The organism is Blastococcus sp. SYSU D00868 (genome assembly GCF_054050575.1).
This window is the reverse complement of sequence record NZ_JBJGZO010000001.1, coordinates 59758-84844: the sequence shown is the minus strand read 5'-3', so window position 1 is coordinate 84844 and position 25087 is coordinate 59758. Positions and strand designations below refer to the sequence as shown.

Here is a 25087-nt window from a genome sequence, read left to right as displayed (position 1 = left end):
CCCCACGACCCCGACGCGAGTGAAGAGGACGACGACGCGATGACCTCCCCCGACGGCGCCCCGAGCGCCGAGACGACCGGCCGCGACCCCGCCGACACCCCCGAGTCGCCCGCGACCCGGGAGGAGCTGCAGCAGGCGGTGGACCAGATGGCCGAGGAGGCGCGGGCCGCCGAGCGCGAGCCGGTCGTCAACGCCGCCCCCGCCCGGAAGCGGGCCGCGGCGAAGAAGGCCCCGGCAGCGAAGAAGGCGCCCGCGGCGAAGAAGGCCCCCGCGGCGAAGAAGGCGACGACGACGGCCTCCGGGGCGGAGGCCCCCGCGGAGGAGGCGGGCGCCGCCCCGGCGAAGAAGACCACTCGCCGGGCGGCGGCGAAGAAGACCGTCGCGGCGCAGGGCGCCGTCGCCGAGGTCGAGCCGGCGGTCGACCCCGGCACGGTCGCGGCGCAGGGAGCGCCCACCGGCGACGCGGCGGAGCCGGCGCCGGCCACCAGGTCCCGGGCCCGCAAGGCGCCCGCCGAGCGGGCGCCGGCCAAGCGGGCGCCCCGCGCGAAGGCCTCCTCGCCGGCCGCCATCCACGAGCCGCAGGCCGACGCCGTCGCCGAGCAGGGCGGCACCGCCACCCCGGTCGTCGCCCCGGCCCCGATCGCCGAGCCGGGCTCGCCGTCGGGGGCGCCCGCCGGCCAGCCGTCGGCACCCGACCCGGACCCGGCCACGCCGAGCACGCCGCAGGCCCCGGCCGAGACCCCCGGCCGGGCGCCGGCCGAGGCGCCGGCCGAGGCACCAACCGAGGCCCCGTCCGAGGCCCTGTCCGAGGCGCCGTCCGAGGCCCCGTCCGGGACCCCGACCGGGACGACCGCCGGCACCCCGGCCGCCGAGGCCGTGCAGGAGGTCTCCGCCGACGACCTGCGGGCCGTCGTCGAGGGCTGGTCGCACGACCCGCACGCCGTCCTGGGTGCCCACCGCAGCGGCGACGGGTGGGCCGTCCGGACCCTGCGGCCCGACGCCGTCTCCGTCGCCGTCCTCGACGAGGACGGCAGCCGCTACGAGGCCCGGCAGCTGCACGGCGGCGGCGTCTACGAGGCGCGGCTGCCCGCCCAGCCCGGCGACTACCGGCTCGAGGTGGTCTACCCCGACGGCGCGGGCGGCACCGCCACCTACGGCGTCGACGACCCCTACCGCTGGCTGCCCACGGTCGGCGAGCTCGACCAGTACCTGATCCGCGAGGGCCGGCACGAGCGGCTGTGGGAGGTGCTCGGGGCGCACGTCCGCCGCTACGAGACCCCGCGCGGCACGGTCGAGGGCGTCTCCTTCGCCGTCTGGGCGCCCAACGCCCGGGGCGTGAAGGTGACCGGCGACTTCGACTACTGGGAGGCCCGCGCCTACCCGATGCGGTCGCTGGGCGCCTCCGGCGTCTGGGAGATCTACATCCCGGGCGTGCAGGCCGGCAGCCGCTACCGCTACCACGTGCTCGGCGCCGACGGGACCTGGCGGGAGAAGTCCGACCCGCTGGCCTTCGCCACGGAGGTGCCCCCGCTGAACGCCTCGGTCGTCACCGAGTCCCGCCACGAGTGGGCCGACGAGGAGTGGCTGACCGCGCGCGCGGCCGGCAACTGGCACGAACGGCCGGTGAGCGTCTACGAGGTGCACCTGGGCTCCTGGCGGCAGGGGCTGTCCTACCGCCAGCTCGCCGACGAGCTCGTCGACTACGTCGCCGCGGCGGGCTTCACCCACATCGAGTGCATGCCGGTCGCCGAGCACCCCTTCGGCGGCTCCTGGGGCTACCAGGTGACCAGCTACTACGCGCCGACGGCCCGCTTCGGCAGCCCCGACGACTTCCGCTACCTCGTCGACCGCGCGCACCAGGCCGGCGTCGGGGTCATCGTCGACTGGGTGCCGGCGCACTTCCCCAAGGACGCCTGGGCGCTGGCGCGCTTCGACGGCACGCCGCTGTACGAGCACCCGGACCCGCGCCGCGGCGAGCAGCCGGACTGGGGCACCTACGTGTTCGACTTCGGCCGGGTCGAGGTCCGCAACTTCCTCGTGGCCAACGCGCTGTACTGGTGCAAGGAGTTCCACATCGACGGCATCCGCGTCGACGCGGTCGCCTCGATGCTCTACCTGGACTACTCCCGCGAGGAGGGCCAGTGGACACCCAACGTCCACGGCGGGCGGGAGAACCTCGAGGCGGTGGCGTTCCTGCAGGAGATGAACGCGACCGTCTACCGCGAGGTGCCCGGCGTGGTCACCATCGCCGAGGAGTCCACCGCCTGGCCGGGCGTCACCCGGCCCACCTACCTCGGCGGCCTGGGCTTCGGGTTCAAGTGGAACATGGGCTGGATGCACGACTCGCTCGAGTACATGAGCAAGCAGCCCGTGCACCGCAGCTACCACCACGGCCAGATGACGTTCTCGATGATCTACGCCTACTCCGAGAACTACGTCCTGCCGATCAGCCACGACGAGGTCGTCTACGGCAAGGGCTCGCTGCTGCGGAAGATGCCCGGCGACCGCTGGCAGCAGCTGGCCAACCTGCGCGCCTACCTGGCCTTCATGTGGTCCCACCCCGGCAAGCAGCTGCTGTTCATGGGCTCGGAGTTCGCCCAGGACGCCGAGTGGGCGGAGAGCCGCTCGCTGGACTGGTGGCACCTGGACGACCCGGCGCACCGCGGGGTGCTGCAGCTGGTCACCGACCTCAACGCCCGCTACCGGGAGCTGCCGGCGCTGTGGTCGCAGGACGTCGACCCGGCGGGCTTCCAGTGGATCGACGCCAACGACGCCTCCGGCAACGTGCTGAGCTTCCTGCGCTACGCCCGGGCGGGCGCCGCCGAGGGCGCCGACACCACCGAGGAGCGGCCCCCCGGCCAGGCGCTGGCCGTCGTCGCCAACTTCGCCGGGCACCCGCACCACGGCTACCGGATCGGGCTGCCCCGCGGCGGCACGTGGCGGGAGGTGCTCAACACCGACGCCGAGGGCTACGGCGGTTCCGGCGTCGGCAACTCCGGCGCCGTGGTGGCCGAGGAGCAGCCCTGGCACGGCCAGCCGTTCTCGGTGACGCTGACCGCCCCGCCGCTCGGCACCGTCTGGCTGCTGCACGAGGGCTGAGCCGGCTCGCGACCGCGGGAGCCGGTCGCCGCCGGGCCCGGGGCGTACCCGGGCCCGGCGCCGGTCTCGCGCGGGGAGACCGCCTGCGCGGGGCCGGCGGCGTGCATCATGTGCCGGCTCCCGCGCGCGCCACCGGAGGGCGCCGCCCCGGCAGACGAGGACGACCGCTCCATGAGGCAGGCCCCGGGTCGCGCGGTCGTCCCGTCCGACACCGGCGCCCGCGGGCTCTGAGCCGTGCCGCGCCGTCCGGCCCCCCGGCTGGCCCTCGTCCTGCTGGCCGGCGCGCTGACCGCCGGCTGCACCTCGGTCGTCGCCGGCACCCCCGCGCCCGGGGGCGGGTTCCGCACGGACGCCACGGACGCCGAGCTCACGGTCGGGCTCGCCGGGGACGGCGAGGTCGACCGCCTGGCCCGCAACACGATGGCCGACGTCGTCACCTACTGGCAGGAGACGCTGCCGGCCGTCTACGGCGAGCAGTTCACCCCGCCCGAGGGCGGCTACTGGTCGGTCGACCCGGCCACCACCGACGACGCCGACCTGCCCCGGGACGCGTGCGTGGACGTCGACTACGTGGCGATGACCAGCGCGCTGTACTGCCCCGACACCGACACGATCCTCTACAACGCCGGCGGCCTGGCCGACTCGATGGCGGCGATCGGCCCGCTCGTGGTCGGCTCGACCATGGCCCACGAGATGGGGCACGCGATCCAGCACCGGGTGGGGACGGCGGACCGGGAGACCTCCCTCGTGCTCGAGACGCAGGCCGAGTGCTTCGCCGGCTCGTGGAGCCGGTGGGTGGCCGACGGGGGCGGGTCGCACAGCGTCGTGCGCGCCGCCGAGCTGGACCTCTACCTGGAGGGGTACGCGTTCTTCGGCGACCCCGCCGGCAGCTCCCCGGAGGACCCGGGCGCGCACGGCTCGGCCTACGACCAGCTCGCCGCCTTCCTCGTCGGGTGGGACGGCGGCGCGCAGGCCTGCCGGGAGGAGTTCACCGCCGACCGGCTGTTCGTGATCGCCGAGTTCACCTCCGAGGAGGAGGCCGACAGCGGCGGCGACGTGCCGCTGCGGGAGGCCCTGACCGCGGCCGAGGCGCTGCTGGACGCCTTCTGGACCGCCGCGGCCGACGGCGACCTCGCCGGCGACGACGGCTGGCGCGGCGACGTCGCGACCCCGGCCGTGACCGGGGAGCTCCCCGCCACGTGCGACGTCCCGGCCGGGGGCCTGCGGCTGTCGTGGTGCGTGGACGACGGCGGGCGGGCCACGGTGGTCGCGGACGAGGAGGTGCTGGCCCCCGCCTCGGCGCAGCTGGGCGACTTCGCCGTCGTCGCGCTGCTCGGCCTGCCGTGGGCGCTAGCCGCGCGGGAGCAGCTGGGCCTGCCGGTACGCGGGCCGGAGGCGCTCGCCTCGGCCGGGTGCACCGTCGGCTGGATGACCGGCCTGGTCCTCGCCGGCGACCTGCCCGGCCAGGACCTGCGCCTCTCCCCCGGCGACGTGGACGAGGCGGCGCTGGTCCTCCTCGACGCCGCCGAGGACCCGGCGCTCGTGCCGGCGCCCGAGCTGCCGGCCACCGCGCTGGTGGACGCGTTCCGGCGCGGCTTCGAGTCGCTCGGCGAGGACTGCGCGGCCTGAGCCCCCCGCCCCATCCACCCCAGGGGGCACGGGCGCGCGCGAAGCCGTTCCGCGACCGGCGGGCAGCGTGCATCATGTGCCGGCTCTCGAACGGCCGCCCGCCGGCCGCACCCCCCAGCAGACGAGGAACCACGCTCCATGAGGCACGTCTCGCGCCGCGCGGTCGTCGCGGCAGCGGTGGGCAGCGTGCTGCTCACCGGTTGCACCAGCAGCATCGACGGCACCGCGAACCCGCCGGTCACCGACGCGACGGCCGAGGAGTTCCCGATCGTGGGGGCCGCCGACAACGAGGTCGACCGGATCGCGCGCAACGCCTTCCTCGACCTCAACACCTTCTGGGCCGAGGCGTTCCCCGAGTACTTCGGCGAGGACTTCCTGCCGCTGCAGGGCCCCACGTCCTCGGTCGACACCGACGACATCGACTACAGCCTCTACCCGGAGGACACCGGCATCGGCTGCGAGGAGTACCCGGTCGACCCGGCCGAGGTGGAGATGAACGCCTTCTACCACTACGGCTGCGACGTCGTCGCCTACGACCGGCCGTTCATCGCCGCGCAGATGGAGGAGTTCGGCCCCTACATCAACGCCGCGATCATGGCCCACGAGTTCGGGCACCTGCTGCAGGGCCCGTTCGACGGGCCCTCCGGCCGGATCGGCCGGTTCACCGACATCACGATCTACCTCGAGACCCAGGCCGACTGCCTCGCCGGCGCCTTCACCCAGTGGGTGGTCGCCGGCAACGCCCAGCACACGACCGTGCGGGTCGAGGACCTCGACCGGGTCATCAGCGGCTTCATCGAGCTGCGCGACCCGGTGGGCCTCACCGACGTCGAGGTGCAGGGCGCGCACGGCTCCGGCTTCGACCGGGCGTCGGCCTTCTACGAGGGCTACGACAACGGCGTCGCCGCCTGCCGCGACAACTACGCCGAGAACGAGCGGGTCTTCACCGTCGACGAGTTCGACGAGACCAACGGCGAGGAGACCAACGGCAACGCCCCGCCCGAGGACATCGCCGCGATCATCGAGACGTCGATGGGCGAGTACTACACGGGCTTCGTGGACGGGTTCCAGCCGCCGACGCTGAACTTCGACGGCACCGCCCCCGAGTGCGGCGACATGGTCGAGCGCGACCTGGGCTGGTGCGAGTCCGACGACACCGTCTACGTCGACCAGGAGCTGCTGGAGGGCGCGTACAACGACATCGGCGACTTCGCCGTGGCGGCCGCGTACGGGCTGCCCTACGCGCAGGCCGTGCGGTCGCACCTGGGCCTGCCGGCCGACGACACCACCGCCACGGTGTGCCTGACCGGCGCGTACACCGCGGCGTTCTTCAACGGCGACTTCGAGGAGAGCCTGGAGATCTTCCTCAGCCCCGGCGACGTGGACGAGGCGGTCCAGTTCCTGCTGACGTACGGGCAGATCGAGACCGTCCTGCCGAACGTCGACGCCACCGGGTTCGAGCTGATCGGCGCGTTCCGGGCCGGCTTCCTCGAGGGCCCCGGCGCCGACGCCTGCGGCCTGCAGTAACCGGCCGGCACGCGGCACGGTTGCCGTCCCACCGTCGCGGGCACCCCGCGACGGTGGGACGTCGCCGTTTCCGGGCCCGGTGGTGGCCGCTGGTCGCCGCGCTGCTCGCCGGCCTGCTGCTGTCCGGCTGCGTGGTGACGCTCGGCGGGGTGCCGCGGGCGGCCGAGACGCCCCCGCCGGACGCGCCCGACGGCGAGGTCACCGTCGTCGGCACGGACGGCGGCGAGGTCGACCAGCTGGCCACCAACGCCCTGGCCGACCTGGGCACGTTCTGGTCCGAGCAGCTGCCCGACGTCTTCGGCGTCCGGTTCGAGCCGCTGGCGGGCGGCTTCTTCAGCGTCGACCCCGACGACGTCGACCCGGGCACCTACCCCGACGGCGTCGGCTGCGGCACCGACCCCCGCGAGGTCGAGGACAACGCCTTCTACTGCCAGGCCGAGCGGGTCGCGCACTCGGACTCGATCAGCTGGGACCGGGCCTTCCTGGCCGAGCTCGCCGACGCCTCCGGCCGGTTCCTGCCGGCGCTGGTGATGGCGCACGAGTACGGCCACGCGATCCAGGCCCGCGTCGGCTACCCCCGGACGTCGATCCTCACCGAGACCCAGGCCGACTGCATGGCCGGCGCGTGGACCGCCTGGGTCGCCGCCGGGGAGGCCGAGCACGTCCGGATCCGCCAGGCGGAGCTCGACCAGGTGCTCGGCGGCTACCTGCAGCTGCGCGACCCGGTCGGCACCGGGCAGTTCGAGCAGCAGGCGCACGGCTCGTTCTTCGACCGGGTCTCGGCCTTCCAGGACGGCTTCGACGGGGGCGCCGAGGCCTGCCGCGACGAGTTCGGCAGCGACCGGCCGTTCACGCAGAGCGAGTTCACGAGCGACACCGACTTCGCCACCGGCGGGGACGCGCCGTTCCCGACGGCCCAGGAGCTGGCAGCGAGCTCGCTGCCGGAGTTCTGGGACCGGGCGTTCGGCGAGGTGCTCGGCGGCAGCTTCCAGGCCCCGCAGCTGGAGCCGTTCGACGGGACGGCGCCGGACTGCGCCGGCGACGACGACCTCGACCTCGTCGCCTGCCCCGGCGAGGACCTGGTCGCCTACGACGAGACCGACCTCGCCCGCCCGCTCTACGAGGAGATCGGCGACTTCGCCGTGCTGACCGCCGTCTCGGTGCCCTACGCGCTCGAGGCCCGCGACCAGCTCGGGCTGTCCACCGACGACGAGGACGCCCGGCGGTCCGCGGTCTGCCTGACCGGCTGGTACGCCGCCGCGGTCGCCGACGGCGCGCTGAGCGACATCGTCATCTCCCCCGGGGACGTCGACGAGAGCGTGCAGTTCCTGCTCACCCGCGCCGGCGACCCGGCGGTGCTGCCCGGCCTCGACCTGTCCGGCTTCGAGCTGGTCGACCTGTTCCGGTCGGGGTTCCTCGAGGGGGCCGCGGCCTGCGACGTCGAGTGAGGACCCCCTCGCCCCCCACCGCTCGCGAGCTCGCGCCGGGCCCCTGCGAGGGGGCCGTGGGTCAGTACAGGGCGAGCATCAGCTGGCGGCGGGCGGCGCCGACCCGCGGGTCCTCGTCGCCGACCACGGCGAACAGCTCGACCAGGTGCTTGCGGGCGGCCTCCCGGTCCTCGCCGGCGGTGCGCCGCACCGTGTCGACCAGCCGGGCGAAGGCGCCCTCGACGTCTCCGGTGCCGAGCAGGAAGTCCGCGGCGCGGGTCTGCGCGGCGACGTCGTCCGGGGCGGCGTCGGCCAGCGCCAGGGCGTCCGGGCCCGCCGCGTCGGCCCGCTGGAACAGCTGCACCTGCCGCAGCGCCAGCCCGGCGACCGGGTGCTCGGGCTCCTCGTCGAGGATCGCCTGGTAGGCGGCCTCGGCGGCGGCGAGGTCGCCGCGCTCCAGGGCGGCCTCGGCGGCGTCCAGCCGCGGGTCCTCCGGCTCCTCGGGGCCGGCGTCGGCCCCGGGCACCGCGCCCCCGGTGGTGGCGCGGACCAGCTCGGTGACGAACTGACGGGCCTGGTCCTCGGGGATCGCGCCGGTGAACTCGGCGACCAGCTGCCCCTGCCAGACGGCCTTGACCGCGGGGATGCCCTGCACGCGCAGGCCCTGCGCCAGCGCCGGGTTGGCGTCGACGTCGACCTTGGCGAGCACCCAGGAGCCGCCGCCCTCCGCGGCCAGCCGCTCGAGCACCGGCGAGAGCTGCTTGCACGGCCCGCACCACTCGGCCCACAGGTCGAGCACGACCGGGACCTGGAAGGAGCGGTCGAGGACCTCGCTCTGGAACGTCGCCTCGGTGACGTCGACGACGGCCGCGCCCGGGGCGCCGGCCGGCGCGGCGGCGCTCGGCGGGGGTGCGGCCTGGGCGCGGGCGGCGGCCTCGGACCGGGCCTTCACGGCGGCCAGGTCGACGGCGCCGGACATCGCGGCGGCCAGCTGGGCTTGCTGGGCCTGCGCGCGCGGGTCGGGACGTCCGGGGCGGGAGGGCTGCATGACCCGATGATCCCACCCCGGGTCCCGGGCGTGCCGCCGGTGCCGCGCGCTAGGCCGCCGGGGCCGGCCGCAGCGCGGGGGCGTGCCGCAGGCCGAACACCTCCCGCAGCGCGAGCCTGGCGGCGTTGTCCCCGCACATGCCGTGCACCGCCGGCCCCGGCGGGGTCGCCGCCGACGCGAGGTAGGTGCCCGCGATCGGCGTCTTGTAGGTGTTCCAGCGCGGCACCGGCCGGGCCAGCATCTGGCGCAGCGACGCCTCGCCGTTGGAGATGTCCCCGCCGACGTGGTTGGGGTTCCACTGCTCCATCTGCCGGGCGTCCTTGGTCGCGCGGGCGACGATCGTGTCGCGGAAGCCGGGTGCGAAGCGCTCCACCTGCGCCTCGATGGCCTCGGTCATGTCGACGGCGGAGCCGTGCGGCACGTGCACGTAGGCCCAGAACACGTGCTCGCCGCCCGGCGCGCGCGTGCGGTCGACGACCGTCGGCTGCACCGCGAGCACGTACGGCCGCTCGGCCGGCCGGCCGTGCGCGGGCCCGTCCTCGCCGGCGATGGTCTCGGCCAGGTTCCCGGCGACGTGGATGGTGCCGGCGCGGCGCACCTCCGGGTTCGTCCACGGCACCGGCTCGGACAGGATCCAGTCGATCTTGAACACGCCGGGACCGTGCTTGTACCGCGACACCCAGCGCCGGTAGCCGTCGTGCACCCGGTCCCCCGCCATCCGCACGAACGCCCGCGGCGAGGTGTCGAGCAGGACCGCGGGCACACCCTCGAACTCGCGCAGGTCGGTCACCTCCTGCCCGGTGACCAGCTCCCCGCCCTGCTCCTCGAAGGCCGTGACCATCGCGTCGGCCAGCGCCTGCGAGCCGCCCTCGACCAGCGGCCACCCGCCGTGGTGGGCGAGCATCCCGAGCAGCATGCCGAGCGCGGCGGTCAGCGGGCGGGCGAGGTCGAGCATCCCGTGCGCGGCCGCCCCGGCCAGCAGCGCCTGACCCTCCTCGGTGTCGAAGGTGCGCCGGGCCAGCCAGCGGATGTTGGGCAGCCCGGTCAGGCCGAACCGCGCGACCTGCACCGGGCTCCGGGTCGGCAGGCGGCGCAGCATGCTGGAGAGGAAGAAGTCCACGACGTCGTCGCGGTGCTCCACCAGCGGCTCGAACAGCCGGCGGTAGGCCGCCCCGTCGGCGCCCAGGCCGGCCGCCGTCTCCTCCAGCGACCGGCGGGAGACCGCCGCCCGGCCGCCGTCGAGCGGGTGGGCGTAGCAGATCTCCGGGTGCACGAGCCGCACGCCGCGGCTCGCCAGGTCGAACTCGCGGAAGAACGGCGAGACCGCGGCCATCGGGTGCACCGTCGAGCAGACGTCGTGGCGGACACCGGAGCGGATCAGCTCCTCGGTCCGCATCCCGCCGCCGGGCCGCTCGGCCCGCTCGACCAGTTGCACCCGCAGGCCCGCGGCCGACAGCCGCAGCGCGGCGGCCAGCCCGTTGGGTCCCGCTCCGACGACGACGGCGTCCGGCTTCGAGCTCACCTCGTCATCCTGCCCGCGACGGGTCAGAGCTGCCCGAGGATCTCGTCGGCGGCGCGGAAGGGGTCGGTCTCCCCCGCCACCACGCGGGCCGCGAGCGCGTCCAGCGCCGCCGAGCCGCGGACGTCGCCCATCCGCTCCCGCAGGCCGGCCAGCGCGATCGCCTCGATCTCCCGCGCGGCCCGCTCGGTGCGCCGACGGCGGCCCTCGCCGGAGGTCTCCAGCCACTCGGCGTGCCGGTCCAGCTGCTCGAGGACGCCGTCGACGCCGTTGTCGGTGTCCCGGCTGGCGACGGTCCGGCAGATCGGCGGCCGCCACCAGCCCTCCCGGTCGTGCCGCCCGCCGAGGGACTGCATGGCCCGTAGGTCGCGCACGGTCTCCGCGGCGCCGTCCCGGTCGGCCTTGTTGACGACGAAGACGTCGGCGATCTCCAGGATCCCGGCCTTGGCCGCCTGGATGCCGTCCCCCATCCCGGGGGCCACCAGCACCAGCGTGGTGTCGGCCAGCGAGGCGATCTCCAGCTCCGACTGCCCGACGCCGACGGTCTCGATCAGGACGACGTCGCAGCCGGCCGCGTCGAGCACCCGCAGGGCCTGCGGGGTCGCCCAGGACAGCCCGCCGAGGTGCCCGCGGGAGGCCATGGAGCGGATGTAGACGCCGCGGTCGCCGGCGTGGTCCTGCATGCGCACCCGGTCGCCGAGCAGCGCGCCGCCGGAGAACGGGGACGACGGGTCGACCGCCAGCACCCCGACCCGCAGGTCCCGCGCGCGCAGGGCCCGCACCAGCGCGGTCGTCGTCGTCGACTTGCCGACACCCGGCGAGCCGGTGAGCCCCACCACCCGGGCCGAGCCGGTGTGCGGGGTGAGCGCGGCGGCGACCTCGCGCAGCGCGGGGCTGGCGTCCTCGACCAGCGAGATCAGCCGGGCCACCGACCGCGGGTCGCCCGCACGCGCGCCCTCGACCAGGGCCGGGACGTCGACGGCGCGACGGCCCCGCCGCCCGGGAGGGGCGGCGGGGCCGGGCGTCTGTACCGCGGTCCCCTCGAGGGGGTCGCTCACGCCTTCGCGGGCACGTGCAGGATCAGCGCGTCGCCCTGCCCGCCGCCGCCGCACAGGGCCGCGGCGCCGACGCCGCCACCGCGGCGGCCCAGCTCCAGCGCCAGGTGCAGCGCGATGCGCGCGCCGCTCATGCCGACCGGGTGGCCCAGGGCGATGGCCCCGCCGTTGACGTTGACCTTCTCCGGGTCCAGGCCCAGCTCGCGGGTGGAGACGATACCCACCGCGGCGAAGGCCTCGTTGATCTCGACGAGGTCCAGGTCGGCCGGGTCGATGCCCTCGCGGGCGCACGCCTTGGCGATCGCCCGGGACGGCTGGGTCTGCAGCGAGGCGTCGGGGCCGGCAACCACGCCGTGCGCGCCGATCTCGGCCAGCGGGGTCAGGCCCAGCTCGGCGGCCTTCTCCGCGCTCATCACCACGACCGCGCAGGCGCCGTCGGAGATCTGCGAGGCGGTGCCGGCGGTGATCGTGCCGTCCTTGGCGAACGCCGGCTTGAGCCTGCCCAGCGTCTCCACGGTCGTGTCGGCGCGGATGCCCTCGTCGTCGCGGAACTCGATCGGGTCACCCTTGCGCTGCGGGATGAGCACCGGGGCGATCTCGTCGTCGAACAGCCCGTTCTTGGCGGCGGCGGCCGCGCGCTGGTGGCTGGCGGCGGCGAAGGCGTCCTGCTCCTCGCGGGTCAGCCCGTACTGCGCGTTGTGCTGCTCGGTGAGCACGCCCATCGCGATCTGGTCGAAGGTGTCCGACAGACCGTCGTGGGCCATCGCGTCGACCAGCGTGGTGTCGCCGTACTTGGTGCCGACGCGGGAGTTGAGCAGCATGTGCGGCGCCTGGGTCATCGACTCCATGCCGCCGGCGACGACGATCTCGAACTCGCCGGCGCGAATCAGCTGGTCGGCCAGCGCGATCGCGTCGATGCCCGACAGGCAGACCTTGTTGAGCGTGAACGACGGCACCGACATCGGGATGCCGCCGGCGACGGCCGCCGGGCGCGCCGGGTTCTGGCCGGCGCCGGCCTGGATCACCTGGCCCATGATCACGTAGTCGACCTGGTCGCCGGAGATGCCGGCCCGCTCCAGCGCGGCCTTGATCGCCACGCCGCCGAGGTCGGCCGCCGAGAAGTCCTTGAGCGAGCCGAGCAGCCGGCCCATGGGCGTACGCGCGCCGCTGACGATCACCGAACGGGACATGCTGGCCTCCAGGTGCGCCGGCCGCCGACGCTGGCGACCGGGGGTGGGGTGCGAGCCGGCCGGGTGGAGTGCCCGCCGCGGCCGGGTGGGCTGCGCAGAAGGATAGGACGCCCGGTGCAACGAGCGGACCACGTCGGCCGCTCCTGTTGCCTGCACCACACCGCCGGCCGCCCGTCCCGGCCTGACGTCCGAGACGTCCTGCGGCAGGATGCCGCCCGTGACCGACACGCAGACCGGCCTGCCCGCGGGGCTGTTCACCACCATCGACCACGTGGGCATCGCCGTCCCCGACCTGGACGAGGCCATCGCCTTCTACGAGAAGACGTACGGCATCACCTCGGTGCACGAGGAGACGAACGAGGAGCAGGGCGTCCGCGAGGCGATGCTCGCCGTCGGCGACGGCGACACCCGCATCCAGCTCCTCGCGCCGCTCACCCCGGAGTCGACGATCGCCAAGTTCATCGGCCGCTCCGGCCCGGGCCTGCAGCAGCTGGCCTTCCGCGTCGAGGACGTCGACGCGACCTGCGCGCTGCTGCGCGAGCGCGGCCTGCGGCTGCTCTACGACGCCCCCAAGCGCGGCACCGCCGACAGCCGGATCAACTTCGTCCACCCCAAGGACGCCGGCGGCGTCCTGGTGGAGCTGGTCGAGCCCGCGAAGACCCCCGCCGCGCACTGACGCCGCGTGCCCGCCGGGTCAGCGGGGCCAGACCACCGGGAACAGCGGGTGGTCCAGCTCCGCGCCGGCGGGCAGCTCGTCGGCCAGCCCCTGGAACGGCGGCGACGTCCGCCACGGCCGCGGCGCGTGCCGCGCGTCGTCGGACAGGTAGCGCAGCGACAGCACGCGGCGGCGGCCCGCGAACGGGAACCCCGGGGCGCCGTGCACGGTGAGGAAGTCGAAGAACACCGCGTCCCCCGGCTGCAGCTCGAACGCCCGGACGTCGTGCGCCGAGCGGTCGGCCTCGACGTCGGGCAGCTCCGCCAGCGACCCCTCGGGGAACCAGCGCGCCTCGCCGGTCAGGAACGTCCGCGGCATCAGCCAGGGGCCCGCGTGGCTGCCGGCCAGCAGCTCGAGGCTGCCGGCCAGCGGCACCGGGTCGACCGGGATCCAGGCGCTCACCCCGCGGCCGTCCACGTTGTAGTACGGCTGGTCCTGGTGCCACGGCGTCCGCTGGGCCGTGCCGCCCTCCTTGACCAGCACGTGGTCGTGGTAGAGCCGCACCCGCGGCGTGCGCAGCAACGCCGCCGCGATCTCCGGCACGCGCGAGTCCAGCGCCAGCCGCGCGATCTCCGGGACGTCGCCCCACCGGCAGAAGTCCTCGACGAAGCGGCCCGGGTCGTCCGGCCCGCTCGCGGTCAGCGCCAGCGCGCTCGGCCGGCGCAGCACCTCCTCGACGGCGACCTCCGCGCGGGCCACCTCGGCGGGGTCGAACACCCCCCGGACGCACACGACGCCGTCCCGAGCGAACGCCTCCACCTGCTCCTGGCTCACCGCGACCACGGCGGCAGCCTAGGCAGGACCCGCCCGCGGTCCGGACCGGGAGTGGCGCAGGTCGCCCTCCCCCGCCTCGCCGCGGTTCTTACTCGTCAGTAACATCTGCCCCCACCGCACCAGCTCCTCCGAGCCGACGAAGACCCGGGAGACACCGTGGACGAGATCAGGGACGCCATCCTCGCCGACCAGCTGGCCGACATCGGCGGGCTCGAGGTGCCGGAGTCCTACCGGGCCGTCGTGGTCCGCAAGGACGAGCAGGACATGTTCGCCGGGCTGGCGACCCGGGACAAGGACCCGCGCAAGTCGCTGCACGTGCAGGAGGTCGCCACCCCCGAGCTGGGCCCGGGCGAGGCGATCGTGGCGGTGATGGCCTCGTCGGTGAACTACAACACCGTCTGGACGTCGATCTTCGAGCCGGTCTCCACCTTCGGGTTCCTGGAGCGCTACGGCCGGGTCTCCGAGCTCACCAAGCGCCACGACCTGCCCTACCACGTGGTCGGCTCCGACCTGGCCGGCGTCGTGCTGGCCGTTGGGCCGGGGGTGAACAAGTGGAAGCCCGGTGACGAGGTGGTGGCGCACTGCCTGTCGGTGGAGCTGGAGGACCCGGCCGGGCACGACGACACGATGATGGACCCGCAGCAGCGGATCTGGGGCTTCGAGACCAACTTCGGCGGCCTCGCCGAGCTGGCCCTGGTCAAGTCCAACCAGCTGATGCCCAAGCCGGGCCACCTGTCCTGGGAGGAGGCCGCCGCGCCGGGGCTGGTGAACTCCACCGCCTACCGGCAGCTCGTGTCGCGCAACGGCGCCAACATGAAGCAGGGCGACATCGTGCTCATCTGGGGCGCCTCGGGCGGGCTGGGCTCCTACGCCACCCAGATGGCGCTCAACGGCGGCGCCATCCCCGTCTGCGTCGTCTCCTCCCCGGAGAAGGCCGAGATCGTCCGCCGGATGGGCGCCGAGCTGGTCATCGACCGCTCCGCGGAGGGCTACAAGTTCTGGAAGGACGAGTCCACCCAGGACCCCAAGGAGTGGCAGCGGTTCGGCAAGAAGATCCGCGAGCTCACCGGCGGCGAGGACGTCGACATCGTCTTCGAGCACCCGGGCCGGGAGACCTTCGGCGCCAGCGTCTACGTCGCCAAGAAGGGCGGCACGATCATCACCTGCGCCTCCACCACCGGCTACCTGCACGAGTACGACAACCGGTACCTGTGGATGAACCTGAAGAAGATCCTGTCCAGCCACTTCGCCAACTACAAGGAGGCGTGGGAGGCCAACCGGCTGATCGACAAGGGCCTGATCCACCCGACCCTGTCGAAGGTGTACCCGATGGAGGAGGTCGGCCAGGCCGCCCTCGACGTCCACCGCAACGCCCACCAGGGCAAGGTCGGCGTCCTCACCCTCGCCCCCGAGGAGGGCCTCGGCGTCCGCGACGCCGAGAAGCGCGCCAAGCACATCGACGCCATCAACCGCTTCCGCGGCGTCTGAGCCGCCGCCCTGTGCGGGGACCGATCGGTTCCCGCACAGGGCTCCGCACATCCAGCTCCGCGTTCTATCGTCGAGGTCCGGGGCCCGGGAGGGACCTCGACCGACACGCCGACGAGCCCCGCCGACTCTGCGAGGATGACCGCATGACCGATCCCCGCCGCGACCCGGTGCCGATGCGCGAGGCACAGCACTCGTTCGACGTGGTCCTGCGGGGCTTCGACCGCCACCAGGTGGCGGAGACGATCGAGCGGCTCGAGGCCGACATCCGGGTGGCCCTGGCCGACCGCGACGCCGCCATGGGCCGGGCCGGCGACCTCGCCGGCCAGCTGTCGGCCATGCACGCCGAGATCGACCAGCTGCGCCGCAAGGCCGCCAACGCGGGCCCGGCGACGTTCGAGAACATGAGCGAGCGCATCTCGCACATGCTCCGGCTGGCCGAGGAGGAGGCCGCTGACATCCGGCGGGCCGCCGAGCAGGAGGCGCAGGCGCTGCGCGAGCAGACCGCCGCCGAGGAACGCGCCATGCACGAGCGGCACGCCGCCGGGCAGGCCGAGGTGGAGCGGATGCTCGCCGAGGCCCGGCAGAACGCCGAGCAGATCGCCAGCAAGGCCCAGATCCGGGCCGACGAGCTGGTGACCAAGGCGCAGGAGAAGGTGGCCCGCCTCGACGCGGAGTCCCAGGCCCGGCGCGCCAAGGTCGAGGAGGACTTCGAGATCGCCCAGCGCGCCCGGCGCGCGGAGGCCGCCCGGCTGGAGGAGGAGCGCGACCGCGCCTCGGCCGAGGCGGCCCGGCAGCGGGTGGCCGCCGCCGAGCAGCACGCCGCCGCGCTGGTCGGCGAGGCCGAGGCGGCGGCCGCGGCCATCCGCAGCGTCCGCGACGAGCTGACCGGCCGCCTGCTGGAGGCGCGCCGGATCCTCGGCACGCTGCCCGACCTGAGCGACCGTCCGGCGGCCGGCCCGGCGCAGCAGCAGGCGGCGCGCCCGGCGCCCGCCCCCCAGACCGGCGCCCCGCAGCCCCCCGCTCCCCAGCAGATGGCTCCCCAGCCGGCCGCTCCCCAGCAGGCCGCGCACCCGGCCCCGCCCCGCGAGCCGGCTCCCGGCGCCGGGGAGGCCGCCGCGGCGCGTCAGCCGGTCCGCCCGCCGGCGCCGCAGACCCAGCCGGCCGTGCAGCGCGGCGCGCACCGCCCGGCGACCGGCCCCCAGCCGGCGGTCCCGCCGCAGGGCCCGACCACGCAGGTCGCGCTGCAGACCGCCAGCGGCGGGCCGGCGACCACCCCGCCCGCACCCCAGACGCCCCCGGCCTCGCAGACGCAGGTCATCCGCCCGGTGACCGCACCGCAGCCGGCTGCCCGCCCGGCCGGGAGCAGCGCCGCCCCGTCGCGCCCGGTCGACCCGCCGACCCTCGTGCAGCCGGCGGTCACCCCCGGCGAGGCCGCCGCCGACCGCGCCGAGCAGCGCGGCGACGCCGCCCCCGAGAACCGCGCCGAGTCCGCCGAGCGCCCCCCGGCCGCCGGCACCGCCACCGAGTCCGACAGCGAGGCCGCCGCGCCCGCGGCGCGTCGCTGATCCCCGCTCCGCCGCGCCCCGCCGGGGCCGGTCGGTACGGAAGAACCGTGCACGACCCCGCCGACGCTCCCCCCGGAGCACCGGGGGACGGGCGACGGGGCGGGCCCCGGCACGCGGCTCCCGAGGGCGCCGCGCGGACGGGTGCCGCACCGCGGCGGGCCGCGCCGGGCCGGCGCGCCGCGCACCGTCGCCGGTGCAGCGCGCCGGCCGCCGCCCGGCGCGCCGGGCGGTGGCCGGCGCTCGCGGCCGCCCTCGTCACGGTCGCCGTCGTGGTCGTGGTCGGGCTGGTCAGGGACGACGACGCCCGCGACGACCCCGCGCGGGACGCCGCCGACCGCGCCCCCGTCACCGGACCGGCGGACGCGCCGACGGCCCTGCTCGACTGGCTGCGCACCGAGCTGCCCGAGGACGGCGCCGTCGCGGCCGCCCCCCAGGTGCGGGAGGTCCTGCTGCGCGCCGGGGCCGACGCCGCGGCCCTGACCGATCCGCCGCGCGGCGCCGACCCCCTCCTCGCCCTGGTCGAGACGCCGCCGCCGGGCAGCCGGCTGCTCGCCCGCTTCGACCGTCCCGGGGCCGCAGCGCTGCTGCTGGTCGACCTCGCCCCGGTCGAGCCCACCGAGGAGCAGCGGCGGCGCCGGGAGGCGCTGGCCGCCGCGGTGCTCGCCAACCCGACCACCCGGGCCGAGGGCGGCGCCCGGGAGGTCCTCGCCGGCGGGGACGTCGACCCCCGCCTGCTGTCGCTCGTCGCCGCGCTGACCGCGCAGGAGGGCGTGGGGCTCTGGTCCTTCCCCGCCGCGCCCGGCGAGGAGGCCGGCAGCGCCCCGGCCCGGCGGGTGGTCGTGGACGCCGTCGGTGGCCGGCCCGTGCCGGCCGACGGCGCCGCGACCGAGCGCCTGGTCGCCTGGCTGGACGCCCAGCGGCCCCCGTTCGCCCCGGACTCCGTGGAGGTCACCGGCGACGGCGTGCTCATCGGCTTCCGCTACGCCCCCGGGCCGGACGCCGTCGTCGGCACGGCCGCGCCCTGACCCCGGGCGTGCGGCGCCGGGACCGGCCCGGTAGACGTAGGGCGGCAGCGCGCGACGGAGCACGACTGCGGTCCGGGGGCCGATCGACCACCGGCCCGACCACCAGGAGGAGCTGATCGTGCGGATCGCCCGTGCCGTCCTCGTCGCGCTGCTCGCCGCCGTGGGCGCGGCGCTGCCGACGGGCGCCGCCGCGGCGGCCGACCCGGGGCTGCTGCGCCTGGCGCACCTGTCCCCCGACACCCCGCCGGTGGACGTCTCCGTCGACTCGGTGTCGTCCCCTGGCAGCGGGCAGACCTTCCCCGGGGTGGGCTACGGCGTCGTCTCGGACTACCAGCAGCTGCCGCCCGGCACGTACACGGTGAGCATGCGCCAGGCCGGCGCCGACCCGGCCGCCCCGCCGGTGCTGTCGACGACCGTCGAGGTCGGCGCCGGGCAGGCGCGGACGGTGGCCGGCGTGGGCGCGTTCGCCGACCTCGGCCTCGAGGTGCTCGAGGACGACCTCACCCCGCCGCCGGCCGGCTCGGCGCGCATGCGGGTCGTCGCCGCCGCGGCCACGGCGGGCCGGCTGGACGTGGCCCTGCCCGGCGGCCGGCCGGTGGCCTCCCACCTGGCGTTCGCGGACACGAGCGGGTACGTCGACGTGCCCGCGGGCGCGACGGCGCTGGCGGTGACCCCCGCCGGCGGGCAGCCGGTGGCGCTGTCCGCCGACGTCGCCGCCGGTGCGGTCTACAGCCTCCTGGTGCTCGACGCCCCCGGCGGCGGCCTGACCGTGCGGCCGGTGCTGGACGCCGCCGGGGCCGGCGCCGTCCCCGCCGGGGGCGTGGAGGCCGGGGCCGGGGGTGCGGCCGGCGGGTCGCCGTTGCCGGTGGCCGTCGGAGTCGCCCTGGCCGTCGTCGTCGTGGGGGCGGGGCTGTGCGCCGTCGCGTCCCGGGCCGGGCGGCGGACGGCGGCCGGCCGGCACGCGGCGTCGTCCTGGGGCCCGTGACCGAGCCCGCCCGGCACCGCCGGCCGCCGTCCCGCCACCGCGCGCCGCGCCGGTGGCGGCTGAGGGCGCTGCGCCTGCTGCTGGCCGTGGTCGCCGCCGGGGCCGGCACCGTGGCCGCGCTCGCGCCCGAGCCCGCCCCCGCCGCCTCCCCGGACCCCCCCTCCCCGGACGCCGCCGTCGCCTCCGGCCCCCCGGTGGTCCTGCAGGCCCGCACCGCCCAGGCGGTCGCCGAGCCGGTGCGCGTCCGCGTGCCGGCGATCGGCGTGGACACCGGGCTGGAGCGGTTGGGGCTCGACGGAGCGGGCGCCCTGCAGACCCCGGCGGACCACGGCCGGGCCGGCTGGTTCACCGGCGGCCCGGCGCCGGGGGACGTCGGCCCGGCGGTGCTGGCCGGCCACGTCGACTCCACCGCCGGCCCGGCCGTGTTCTGGCGGCTGCGGGAGCTGGCCCCCGGGGACGAGGTGCTCGTCGACCGCGCGGACGGGACCACGGCGCGGTTCACCGTGACCCGCGTCGAGCGCCACCCCAAGGACGCCTTCCCCACCGACGCGGTCTACGGGCCGACCCCGGACGCGCAGCTGCGGCTGGTCACCTGCGGCGGCGAGTTCGACCGGTCGCAGCGCAGCTACCGCGACAACGTCGTCGTCTTCGCGCGGCTCGCCTAGCGGCGACGGTCGCGGGCCCGCCAGCAGGCGGCGTGCCAGTGCCGCCGGGTGTCCGCCGCGGAGTCGATGTCCCAGGGGTCGAGGTCGGAGTCGCGCGGATAGGCCGGCCAGGTGACCACGTGCGGCGTCGCGGGCCGGATCTCCTGGTCGCAGCCCGGGCAGCGGTAGCTCTTGGTGCTCGCCGCGCCGGTCAGCGACCGGACGACCCAGTCGCCGTCCGCGGCTTCCTCCACCCGCTCGGCACGCCGGGCCGGGTCGGTCCGGCGAGGACTCGACCCGGCCCGGGCGCGCCGTCGGGGCACCGGGTCAGCTGCGGGCGTAGTCGCGGAAGCCGCGGCCGGTCTTGCGGCCGAGGTAGCCGGCGGTGACCAGGTGCTCCAGCAGCGGGGCGGGGGCGAACCCGGGCTCGCGGAACTCGGTGTAGAGCTCCCGCTCGATGGCCAGCGACACGTCCAGGCCGACGACGTCGAGCAGCTCGAACGGGCCCATCGGGTAGCCGCAGCCCACCTTCATCGCGGCGTCGATGTCGTCGGCGGTCGCGTAGTGCGCCTCGAGCATCTTCACCGCGTCGTTGAGGTAGGGGAACAGCAGCGCGTTGACGATGAACCCGGCCCGGTCGGCGCAGGAGACCGGGTGCTTGCGCAGCTTCTCGCAGACCGCGTAGGCGGTGGCCGTGACGTCGGCGGCCGTGGAGATCGTGGAGACGACCTCGACCAGCTTCATCACCGGCGCCGGGTTGAAGAAGTGCAGGCCCACCACGTCGGCCGGGCGGCCCGAGGCCCGGGCGCACTCGATGACCGGCAGGCTGGAGGTCGTCGTCGCCAGGACCGCGCCGGGCTTGGCGATCTCCCCGAGCGCGGCGAACAGCGCCTCCTTGACCGGCAGCGACTCGACCACGGCCTCGATGACCAGGTCGCGGTCGGCCATCTCGTCGAGGTCGGTGGTGCCCCGCACCCGGCCCAGCGCCTCGTCGCGGGCGGCCTCGTCGAGGCGGCCGCGGGCCACCTGCTTGTCCAGGCTCTTGGTCAGCGCCCGGGTGACCGCCTCGACCTTCTCCGCCGACCGGGCGTGGAAGAGGACGTCGTAGCCGCCCTTGGCGACGACCTCGATGATGCCGGTGGCCATCGTCCCCGAGCCGACGACGCCGACCGCGGACACGGGGCGGGCGCCGGCCGCGGCGCCGCCGGGCGCCGGGGTGAACGCGTCGGGGACGACCTCGGCGGAGTCGCGCTGGGCGTAGGTGTAGAAGCCGCGGCCGGACTTCCGGCCCAGCAGCCCGGCGGTCATCATCTGCTTGATGATCGGGCTGGGCGCGTGCAGCCGGTTGCGCGACTGCTTGTACATCGTGTCGAGGATCTCGTAGGCGGTGTCGATGCCGATGAGGTCCATCAGCGCCAGCGGCCCCATCGGCAGCCCGCAGCCCAGCCGCATCGCCGCGTCGATGTCCTCTCGCGACGCGTAGCGGTTCTCGAACATCGACACCGCGTGGTTGAGGTAACCGAAGAGCAGCGCGTTGGCGATGAACCCGGCGCGGTCGCCGATGGTCACGTCGACCTTGCCCAGGCGGGCGGCCAGCGCCTCGACGTCCTCGACCACCGAGGGCTCGGTGACGACCGTGCGCACCACCTCGACCAGCTTCATGACCGGCGCCGGGTTGAAGAAGTGCATGCCGATCACGCGGCTGGGCCGGCCGGTGGCCACCGACAGCTCGGTGACCGAGAGGCTGGAGGTGTTGGTCGCCAGGATGGTGTCCGGCGGGCAGATCGCGTCGAGCTTGCCGAAGATCTCGGTCTTGAGCTCCATCCGCTCCGGCACGGCCTCGATGACCAGCTCGGCCTGCGCCAGCGCCTCCAGCGTCGTGGCGTAGCGGATCCGGCCGAGGATCTCGTCCCGCTCGGCCGGGTCGAGCTTGCCGCGGGCCACCGCGCGCTCGGTGGACTGCTCGACGTGCTCGCGCCCGCGAGCCACCGCGTCGCCGTCGACGTCCACGGCCGTCACCGACAGGCCCGCCCGGGCGAGCACCTCGCTGATCCCGGCGCCCATGGTGCCCAGGCCGACGACGCCGACCTCGGTCAGTTCTCTGGCCACGCTGCCATCTCCTCCCGATCGCTGATCGACGGGAGTCTCCCACCCGGCCGCAGCGCCCGCGCGCCGGGGTTACCCGCGAGTAACCACGGGCCGTGGGCCGCGGCCGGTGGGCGGGTCAGAACAGGCGCTGGGAGGGGTCGTCGGTGCCCTTGAGGACGGCGTAGTCGACCGTCAGGCAGTCGATGCCGCGGTCGGTGGCCAGCACCCGTGCCTGGGGCCGGATCTCCTGCGCGGCGAACACCCCCCGCACCGGCGCGAGCAGCGGGTCGCGGTTCAGCAGCTCCAGGTACCGGGTGAGCTGCTCGACGCCGTCGATCTCCCCCCGCCGCTTGACCTCGACGGCGACGGTGGTGCCGCTGGCGTCGCGGCACAGCAGGTCGACCGGGCCGATCGCGGTCGGGAACTCGCGGCGCACCAGTGACCAGCCCGCGCCGAAGGTGTCCACGTGCAGCGCGAGCAGCCGCTGCAGCTCGGCCTCCACGCCGTCCTTCTGCAGCCCCGGGTCGACGCCCAGCTCGTGCGAGGAGTCGTGCTCCACCGACTCGATGGTGATCACCAGCTGCTCGCCGGCCTTGTTGGTGACCGTCCAGGTGCCCGCGCCGTCGGCGAGCTCCTCGCGCAGCGTGCAGGGCGGGGTCATCCAGTTGAGCGGCTTGTAGGCGCGGTCGTCGGCGTGCACCGAGACCGAGCCGTCGGCCTTCACCAGCAGCAGCCGCGAGGCCATGGGCAGGTGGGCGGTGAGCCGCCCGATGTAGTCGACCGAGCAGCGGGCGATGACCAGGCGCACGGAGGAGGACGGTACCCGGCGGGGTGGGTGGGGGCTGACGGAGCGGGGTGGGGTGGGGGCTGACGGAGCGGGGTGGGTGGGGGCTGAACGAGCGGGGTGGGTGGGGGCTGAACGAGCGGGGCGGCCGGGGCTGCCGTGACGGGGCGGGAACCGGGGTGCCCCGCCGGACGTCCAGCGACCGTGACGAGGACCTCCCTGCGCGGCGCGCTCGCCGTGCTCGCGCTGGTGCTGCTGTGCGCGTGTGCCGAGCGGCCGGACGACGGCGGGGACGCCGGCGCGCCGCCGCCCGCACCGCCGCTGCCCGACGGCCTGGTGCTGCAGGTCGCGCACACCGGCGGCTTCGTGACGCCGGAGATGCTGGCCACCCGGCTGCCGCTGGTCAGCGTGTACTCCGACGGGCGGGTGCTCGCGGAGGGCCCGGTCGCGGCGATCTACCCGGGGCCGGCGCTGCCCAACGTGCAGGTGTCGCACGTCGACGAGGCGACGCTGCGGGGGCTGGTGGAGCAGGCCGAGGCCGCCGGGGTGACCGGGACCGGCGACCTCGGCGCCCCGCCGATCGCCGACGCGCCCGCCACCCGGTTCACGCTCGTCACGGCCGAGGGCACGTACGTGCGGGAGGTGTACGCGCTGGCCGAGTCCGCCGGCGCCGACGACGACCTCACCCCGGCGCAGCGGGAGGCGCGCGCGGCGCTGCTCGGGCTGGTCGACGCCCTCACCGCCGCGGCGGGGACGGCGGGCGAGCCGTACACCCCGGCGGCGCTCGCCGTGGTGGGCCGGCCGTGGACCGAGGCGGACACCGACCCCGAGCTGCCCCAGCCCGACGCCGCCTGGCCCGGGCCGGCGCTCCCCGGCGAGCCGCTGACGCCGGCGCTCGGGCTCTCCTGCCTGACCGTCACCGGCGCCGACACCGCCGCGGTGCTCGACGCGGCCGCCGCCGCGAACGCCCGCACGCCGTGGGTCGCGGCCGACGGCTCCCGCTGGGCGCTGTCGTTCCGCCCGCTGCTGCCGCACGAGACCGGCTGCGCCGGCCTGGGCGCCTGAGACGACCGCGGGCCCGGCCCCCGAGGGGACCGGGCCCGCGAGGGGGATCCGTCAGGCGGCCGCGGGCTGGGGCTCGCGCAGATCGGCGTCGACCCCGCCGCGCTCCTCGGCGCGGGCCATCGGGTCGATCGTCGAGGTGGACCGGTAGCGCTCGACGTCGAGGATGCCCTCGCGCCGGGCGACGATCGTCGGCACCAGGGCCTGTCCGGCGACGTTCACCGCCGTGCGGCCCATGTCGAGGATCGGGTCGATCGCCAGCAGCAGCCCGACGCCGGCCAGCGGCAGGCCCAGCGTGGACAGCGTCAGGGTCAGCATGACCACCGCGCCGGTGACCCCTGCGGTCGCGGCCGAGCCGACGACCGAGACGAGGGCGATCAGCAGGTAGTCGGTGATCGACAGGTCCACGCCGAAGAACTGCGCGACGAAGATCGCGGCCAGCGCCGGGTAGATCGCGGCGCAGCCGTCCATCTTCGTCGTCGCGCCCAGGGGCACGGCGAACGAGGCGTAGGACCGCGGCACGCCCAGGTTCTGCTCGGTCACCCGCTCGGTCACCGGCAGGGTGCCGATGGAGGACCGGGAGACGAACGCCAGCTGGATGGCCGGCCAGGCGCCGGCGAAGTACCGCACCGGCGAGAGGCCGTGCAGGCGCAGCAGCACCGGGTAGACGACGAACAGCACCAGGGCCAGGCCTGCGTACACGGCGCCGGCGAAGACCCCGAGCGAGCCGAGGGACCCCCAGCCGTAGCTGGCGACCGCGTTGCCGATCAGGCCGACGGTGCCCAGCGGCGCCAGGAGGATGACCCACCACAGCACCTTCTGCACGATGGCCAGCGCGGAGCGGGTGAGCGCGAGGAACGGCTCGGCCGGCTCGCCGACCTTGAGGACCGCGACGCCGATCGCCACGGACAGCACGATCAGCTGCAGCACGTTGAACGACAGGCCGCCGTCCGGGGAGCTCTGCAGCCCGAGGATGTTCGCGGGCACCAGCCCGGTGAGGAAGTCCCACCACGAGCCGGTGGTCTCCGGGGCCGCCTGGGCGGCGGCGTCGACGGAGCTGTTGCGGCCGGGCTGGGTGAGCAGCCCCAGGCCGATGCCGATCGCGACGGCGATCAGCGCGGTGATCGCGAACCACAGCAGCGTCTGGCCGGCCAGCCGGGCGGCGTTGGAGACCTGCTTGAGGTTGGCGATGCTCACGATCACGGCGGTGACGATCAGCGGCGGCACCAGCACCTTCAGCAGCGTGACGAAGGTGCCGCCGACGGTCTGCAGGGTGCTGGTCAGCCAGTTGGGGGTCCCGTCGGCGACGGGACCGATCTCCCGGGCGACGAGCCCGAGGGCGATGCCCAGCACGAGGCCGAGCAGGACCTGCGCCGCGAACGGCACGCGGCGGAGACGAGCGAGCATGGGGGGACCTGTTCTGGAGCGGGGGTTTCTCGGGGCGGACCGGACGCGGGCGCGCG

20 protein-coding genes are annotated in these 25087 nt (G+C 75.8%); 11 read left to right on the top strand and 9 right to left on the bottom strand.

The window, feature by feature from the left end:
* The first annotated feature begins 39 nt into the window (after window positions 1–39).
* The 4 genes from glgB to ACI79F_RS00395 all read left to right on the top strand — a co-directional run bounded on the left by glgB (window position 40) and on the right by ACI79F_RS00395 (window position 7703).
* Window positions 40–3099, top strand: coding sequence for a 1,4-alpha-glucan branching protein GlgB (glgB, locus tag ACI79F_RS00410; protein WP_456543771.1), 3060 nt, complete (start codon window positions 40–42; stop codon window positions 3097–3099).
* 234 nt (window positions 3100–3333) lie between these two features.
* Complete coding sequence (locus tag ACI79F_RS00405) at window positions 3334–4728, top strand: hypothetical protein (protein ID WP_456543772.1); 1395 nt, start codon at window positions 3334–3336, stop codon at window positions 4726–4728.
* Between the two features lie 138 nt (window positions 4729–4866).
* Window positions 4867–6255: a neutral zinc metallopeptidase gene (locus ACI79F_RS00400; RefSeq protein WP_456543773.1), complete on the top strand. Its 1389-nt coding sequence runs from the start codon at window positions 4867–4869 to the stop codon at window positions 6253–6255.
* A gap of 53 nt (window positions 6256–6308) precedes the next feature.
* Window positions 6309–7703, top strand: a complete 1395-nt coding sequence (locus ACI79F_RS00395; RefSeq protein ID WP_456543774.1) for a neutral zinc metallopeptidase — start codon at window positions 6309–6311, stop codon at window positions 7701–7703.
* Window positions 7704–7764: 61 nt separating this feature from the next.
* Here ACI79F_RS00395 and ACI79F_RS00390 read toward each other — a convergent pair whose 3' ends face one another.
* From ACI79F_RS00390 to ACI79F_RS00375, 4 genes are read right to left on the bottom strand one after another with little or no spacing between them, the layout of a single operon-like run.
* A complete protein-coding gene (locus tag ACI79F_RS00390) occupies window positions 7765–8730 on the bottom strand; it encodes a tetratricopeptide repeat protein (protein ID WP_456543775.1) in 966 nt (321 codons plus the stop codon).
* 49 nt (window positions 8731–8779) lie between these two features.
* On the bottom strand, window positions 8780–10252 hold the full coding sequence (locus ACI79F_RS00385) for a phytoene desaturase family protein (RefSeq protein WP_456543776.1): 1473 nt from the start codon (window positions 10250–10252) through the stop codon (window positions 8780–8782).
* Between the two features lie 23 nt (window positions 10253–10275).
* The gene (gene meaB / locus ACI79F_RS00380; protein WP_456543777.1) at window positions 10276–11307 is read right to left on the bottom strand and encodes a methylmalonyl Co-A mutase-associated GTPase MeaB; all 1032 of its coding nucleotides are present in this window, start codon (window positions 11305–11307) and stop codon (window positions 10276–10278) included.
* Window positions 11304–12494 carry an acetyl-CoA C-acetyltransferase gene (locus ACI79F_RS00375; RefSeq protein ID WP_456543778.1) on the bottom strand — a complete coding sequence of 397 codons (1191 nt, stop codon included), beginning with the start codon at window positions 12492–12494 and terminating at the stop codon, window positions 11304–11306. Before ACI79F_RS00375 ends, meaB begins: the two co-directional genes overlap by 4 nt.
* Before the next feature lie 217 nt (window positions 12495–12711).
* On the opposite strand from ACI79F_RS00375, the gene mce reads away from it, so the two are divergent.
* Window positions 12712–13170 carry a methylmalonyl-CoA epimerase gene (mce, locus tag ACI79F_RS00370; RefSeq protein WP_456543779.1) on the top strand — a complete coding sequence of 153 codons (459 nt, stop codon included), beginning with the start codon at window positions 12712–12714 and terminating at the stop codon, window positions 13168–13170.
* A gap of 18 nt (window positions 13171–13188) precedes the next feature.
* On the opposite strand, the gene ACI79F_RS00365 is transcribed toward mce, so the two are convergent.
* Entirely contained in the window at window positions 13189–13992 is an 804-nt protein-coding gene (locus ACI79F_RS00365) for a phytanoyl-CoA dioxygenase family protein (RefSeq protein WP_456543780.1), read from the bottom strand.
* A gap of 147 nt (window positions 13993–14139) precedes the next feature.
* Here ACI79F_RS00365 and ccrA point away from each other — a divergent pair, with 147 nt between their 5' ends.
* From ccrA to ACI79F_RS00340, 5 genes are all read left to right on the top strand, one after another.
* Window positions 14140–15471 (top strand): crotonyl-CoA carboxylase/reductase, encoded by a 1332-nt coding sequence (gene ccrA / locus ACI79F_RS00360; protein WP_456543781.1) that lies wholly within the window; start codon window positions 14140–14142, stop codon window positions 15469–15471.
* Window positions 15472–15614: 143 nt separating this feature from the next.
* Window positions 15615–17036 carry a hypothetical protein gene (locus ACI79F_RS00355; protein ID WP_456543782.1) on the top strand — a complete coding sequence of 474 codons (1422 nt, stop codon included), beginning with the start codon at window positions 15615–15617 and terminating at the stop codon, window positions 17034–17036.
* Between the two features lie 269 nt (window positions 17037–17305).
* Window positions 17306–18061 (top strand): hypothetical protein, encoded by a 756-nt coding sequence (locus tag ACI79F_RS00350; RefSeq protein WP_456578855.1) that lies wholly within the window; start codon window positions 17306–17308, stop codon window positions 18059–18061.
* Window positions 18062–18179: 118 nt separating this feature from the next.
* The gene (locus ACI79F_RS00345) at window positions 18180–19046 is read left to right on the top strand and encodes a DUF4397 domain-containing protein (protein WP_456543784.1); all 867 of its coding nucleotides are present in this window, start codon (window positions 18180–18182) and stop codon (window positions 19044–19046) included.
* Window positions 19043–19711 (top strand): class F sortase, encoded by a 669-nt coding sequence (locus ACI79F_RS00340; RefSeq protein ID WP_456543785.1) that lies wholly within the window; start codon window positions 19043–19045, stop codon window positions 19709–19711. Before ACI79F_RS00345 ends, ACI79F_RS00340 begins: the two co-directional genes overlap by 4 nt.
* Here ACI79F_RS00340 and ACI79F_RS00335 read toward each other — a convergent pair.
* The 3 genes from ACI79F_RS00335 to nucS all read right to left on the bottom strand — a co-directional run bounded on the left by ACI79F_RS00335 (window position 19708) and on the right by nucS (window position 22586).
* A complete protein-coding gene (locus ACI79F_RS00335; protein ID WP_456543786.1) occupies window positions 19708–19944 on the bottom strand; it encodes a hypothetical protein in 237 nt (78 codons plus the stop codon). The genes ACI79F_RS00340 and ACI79F_RS00335 overlap by 4 nt on opposite strands.
* A 73-nt stretch (window positions 19945–20017) precedes the next feature.
* Window positions 20018–21799, bottom strand: a complete 1782-nt coding sequence (locus tag ACI79F_RS00330) for a 3-hydroxyacyl-CoA dehydrogenase family protein (protein WP_456543787.1) — start codon at window positions 21797–21799, stop codon at window positions 20018–20020.
* A gap of 115 nt (window positions 21800–21914) precedes the next feature.
* On the bottom strand, window positions 21915–22586 hold the full coding sequence (gene nucS / locus ACI79F_RS00325; RefSeq protein WP_456543788.1) for an endonuclease NucS: 672 nt from the start codon (window positions 22584–22586) through the stop codon (window positions 21915–21917).
* 180 nt (window positions 22587–22766) lie between these two features.
* On the opposite strand from nucS, the gene ACI79F_RS00320 reads away from it, so the two are divergent.
* Window positions 22767–23627: a hypothetical protein gene (locus ACI79F_RS00320; protein WP_456543789.1), complete on the top strand. Its 861-nt coding sequence runs from the start codon at window positions 22767–22769 to the stop codon at window positions 23625–23627.
* Between the two features lie 51 nt (window positions 23628–23678).
* On the opposite strand, the gene ACI79F_RS00315 is transcribed toward ACI79F_RS00320, so the two are convergent.
* Window positions 23679–25031 carry a dicarboxylate/amino acid:cation symporter gene (locus tag ACI79F_RS00315; protein WP_456543790.1) on the bottom strand — a complete coding sequence of 451 codons (1353 nt, stop codon included), beginning with the start codon at window positions 25029–25031 and terminating at the stop codon, window positions 23679–23681.
* Between the last annotated feature and the right edge of the window lie 56 nt (window positions 25032–25087).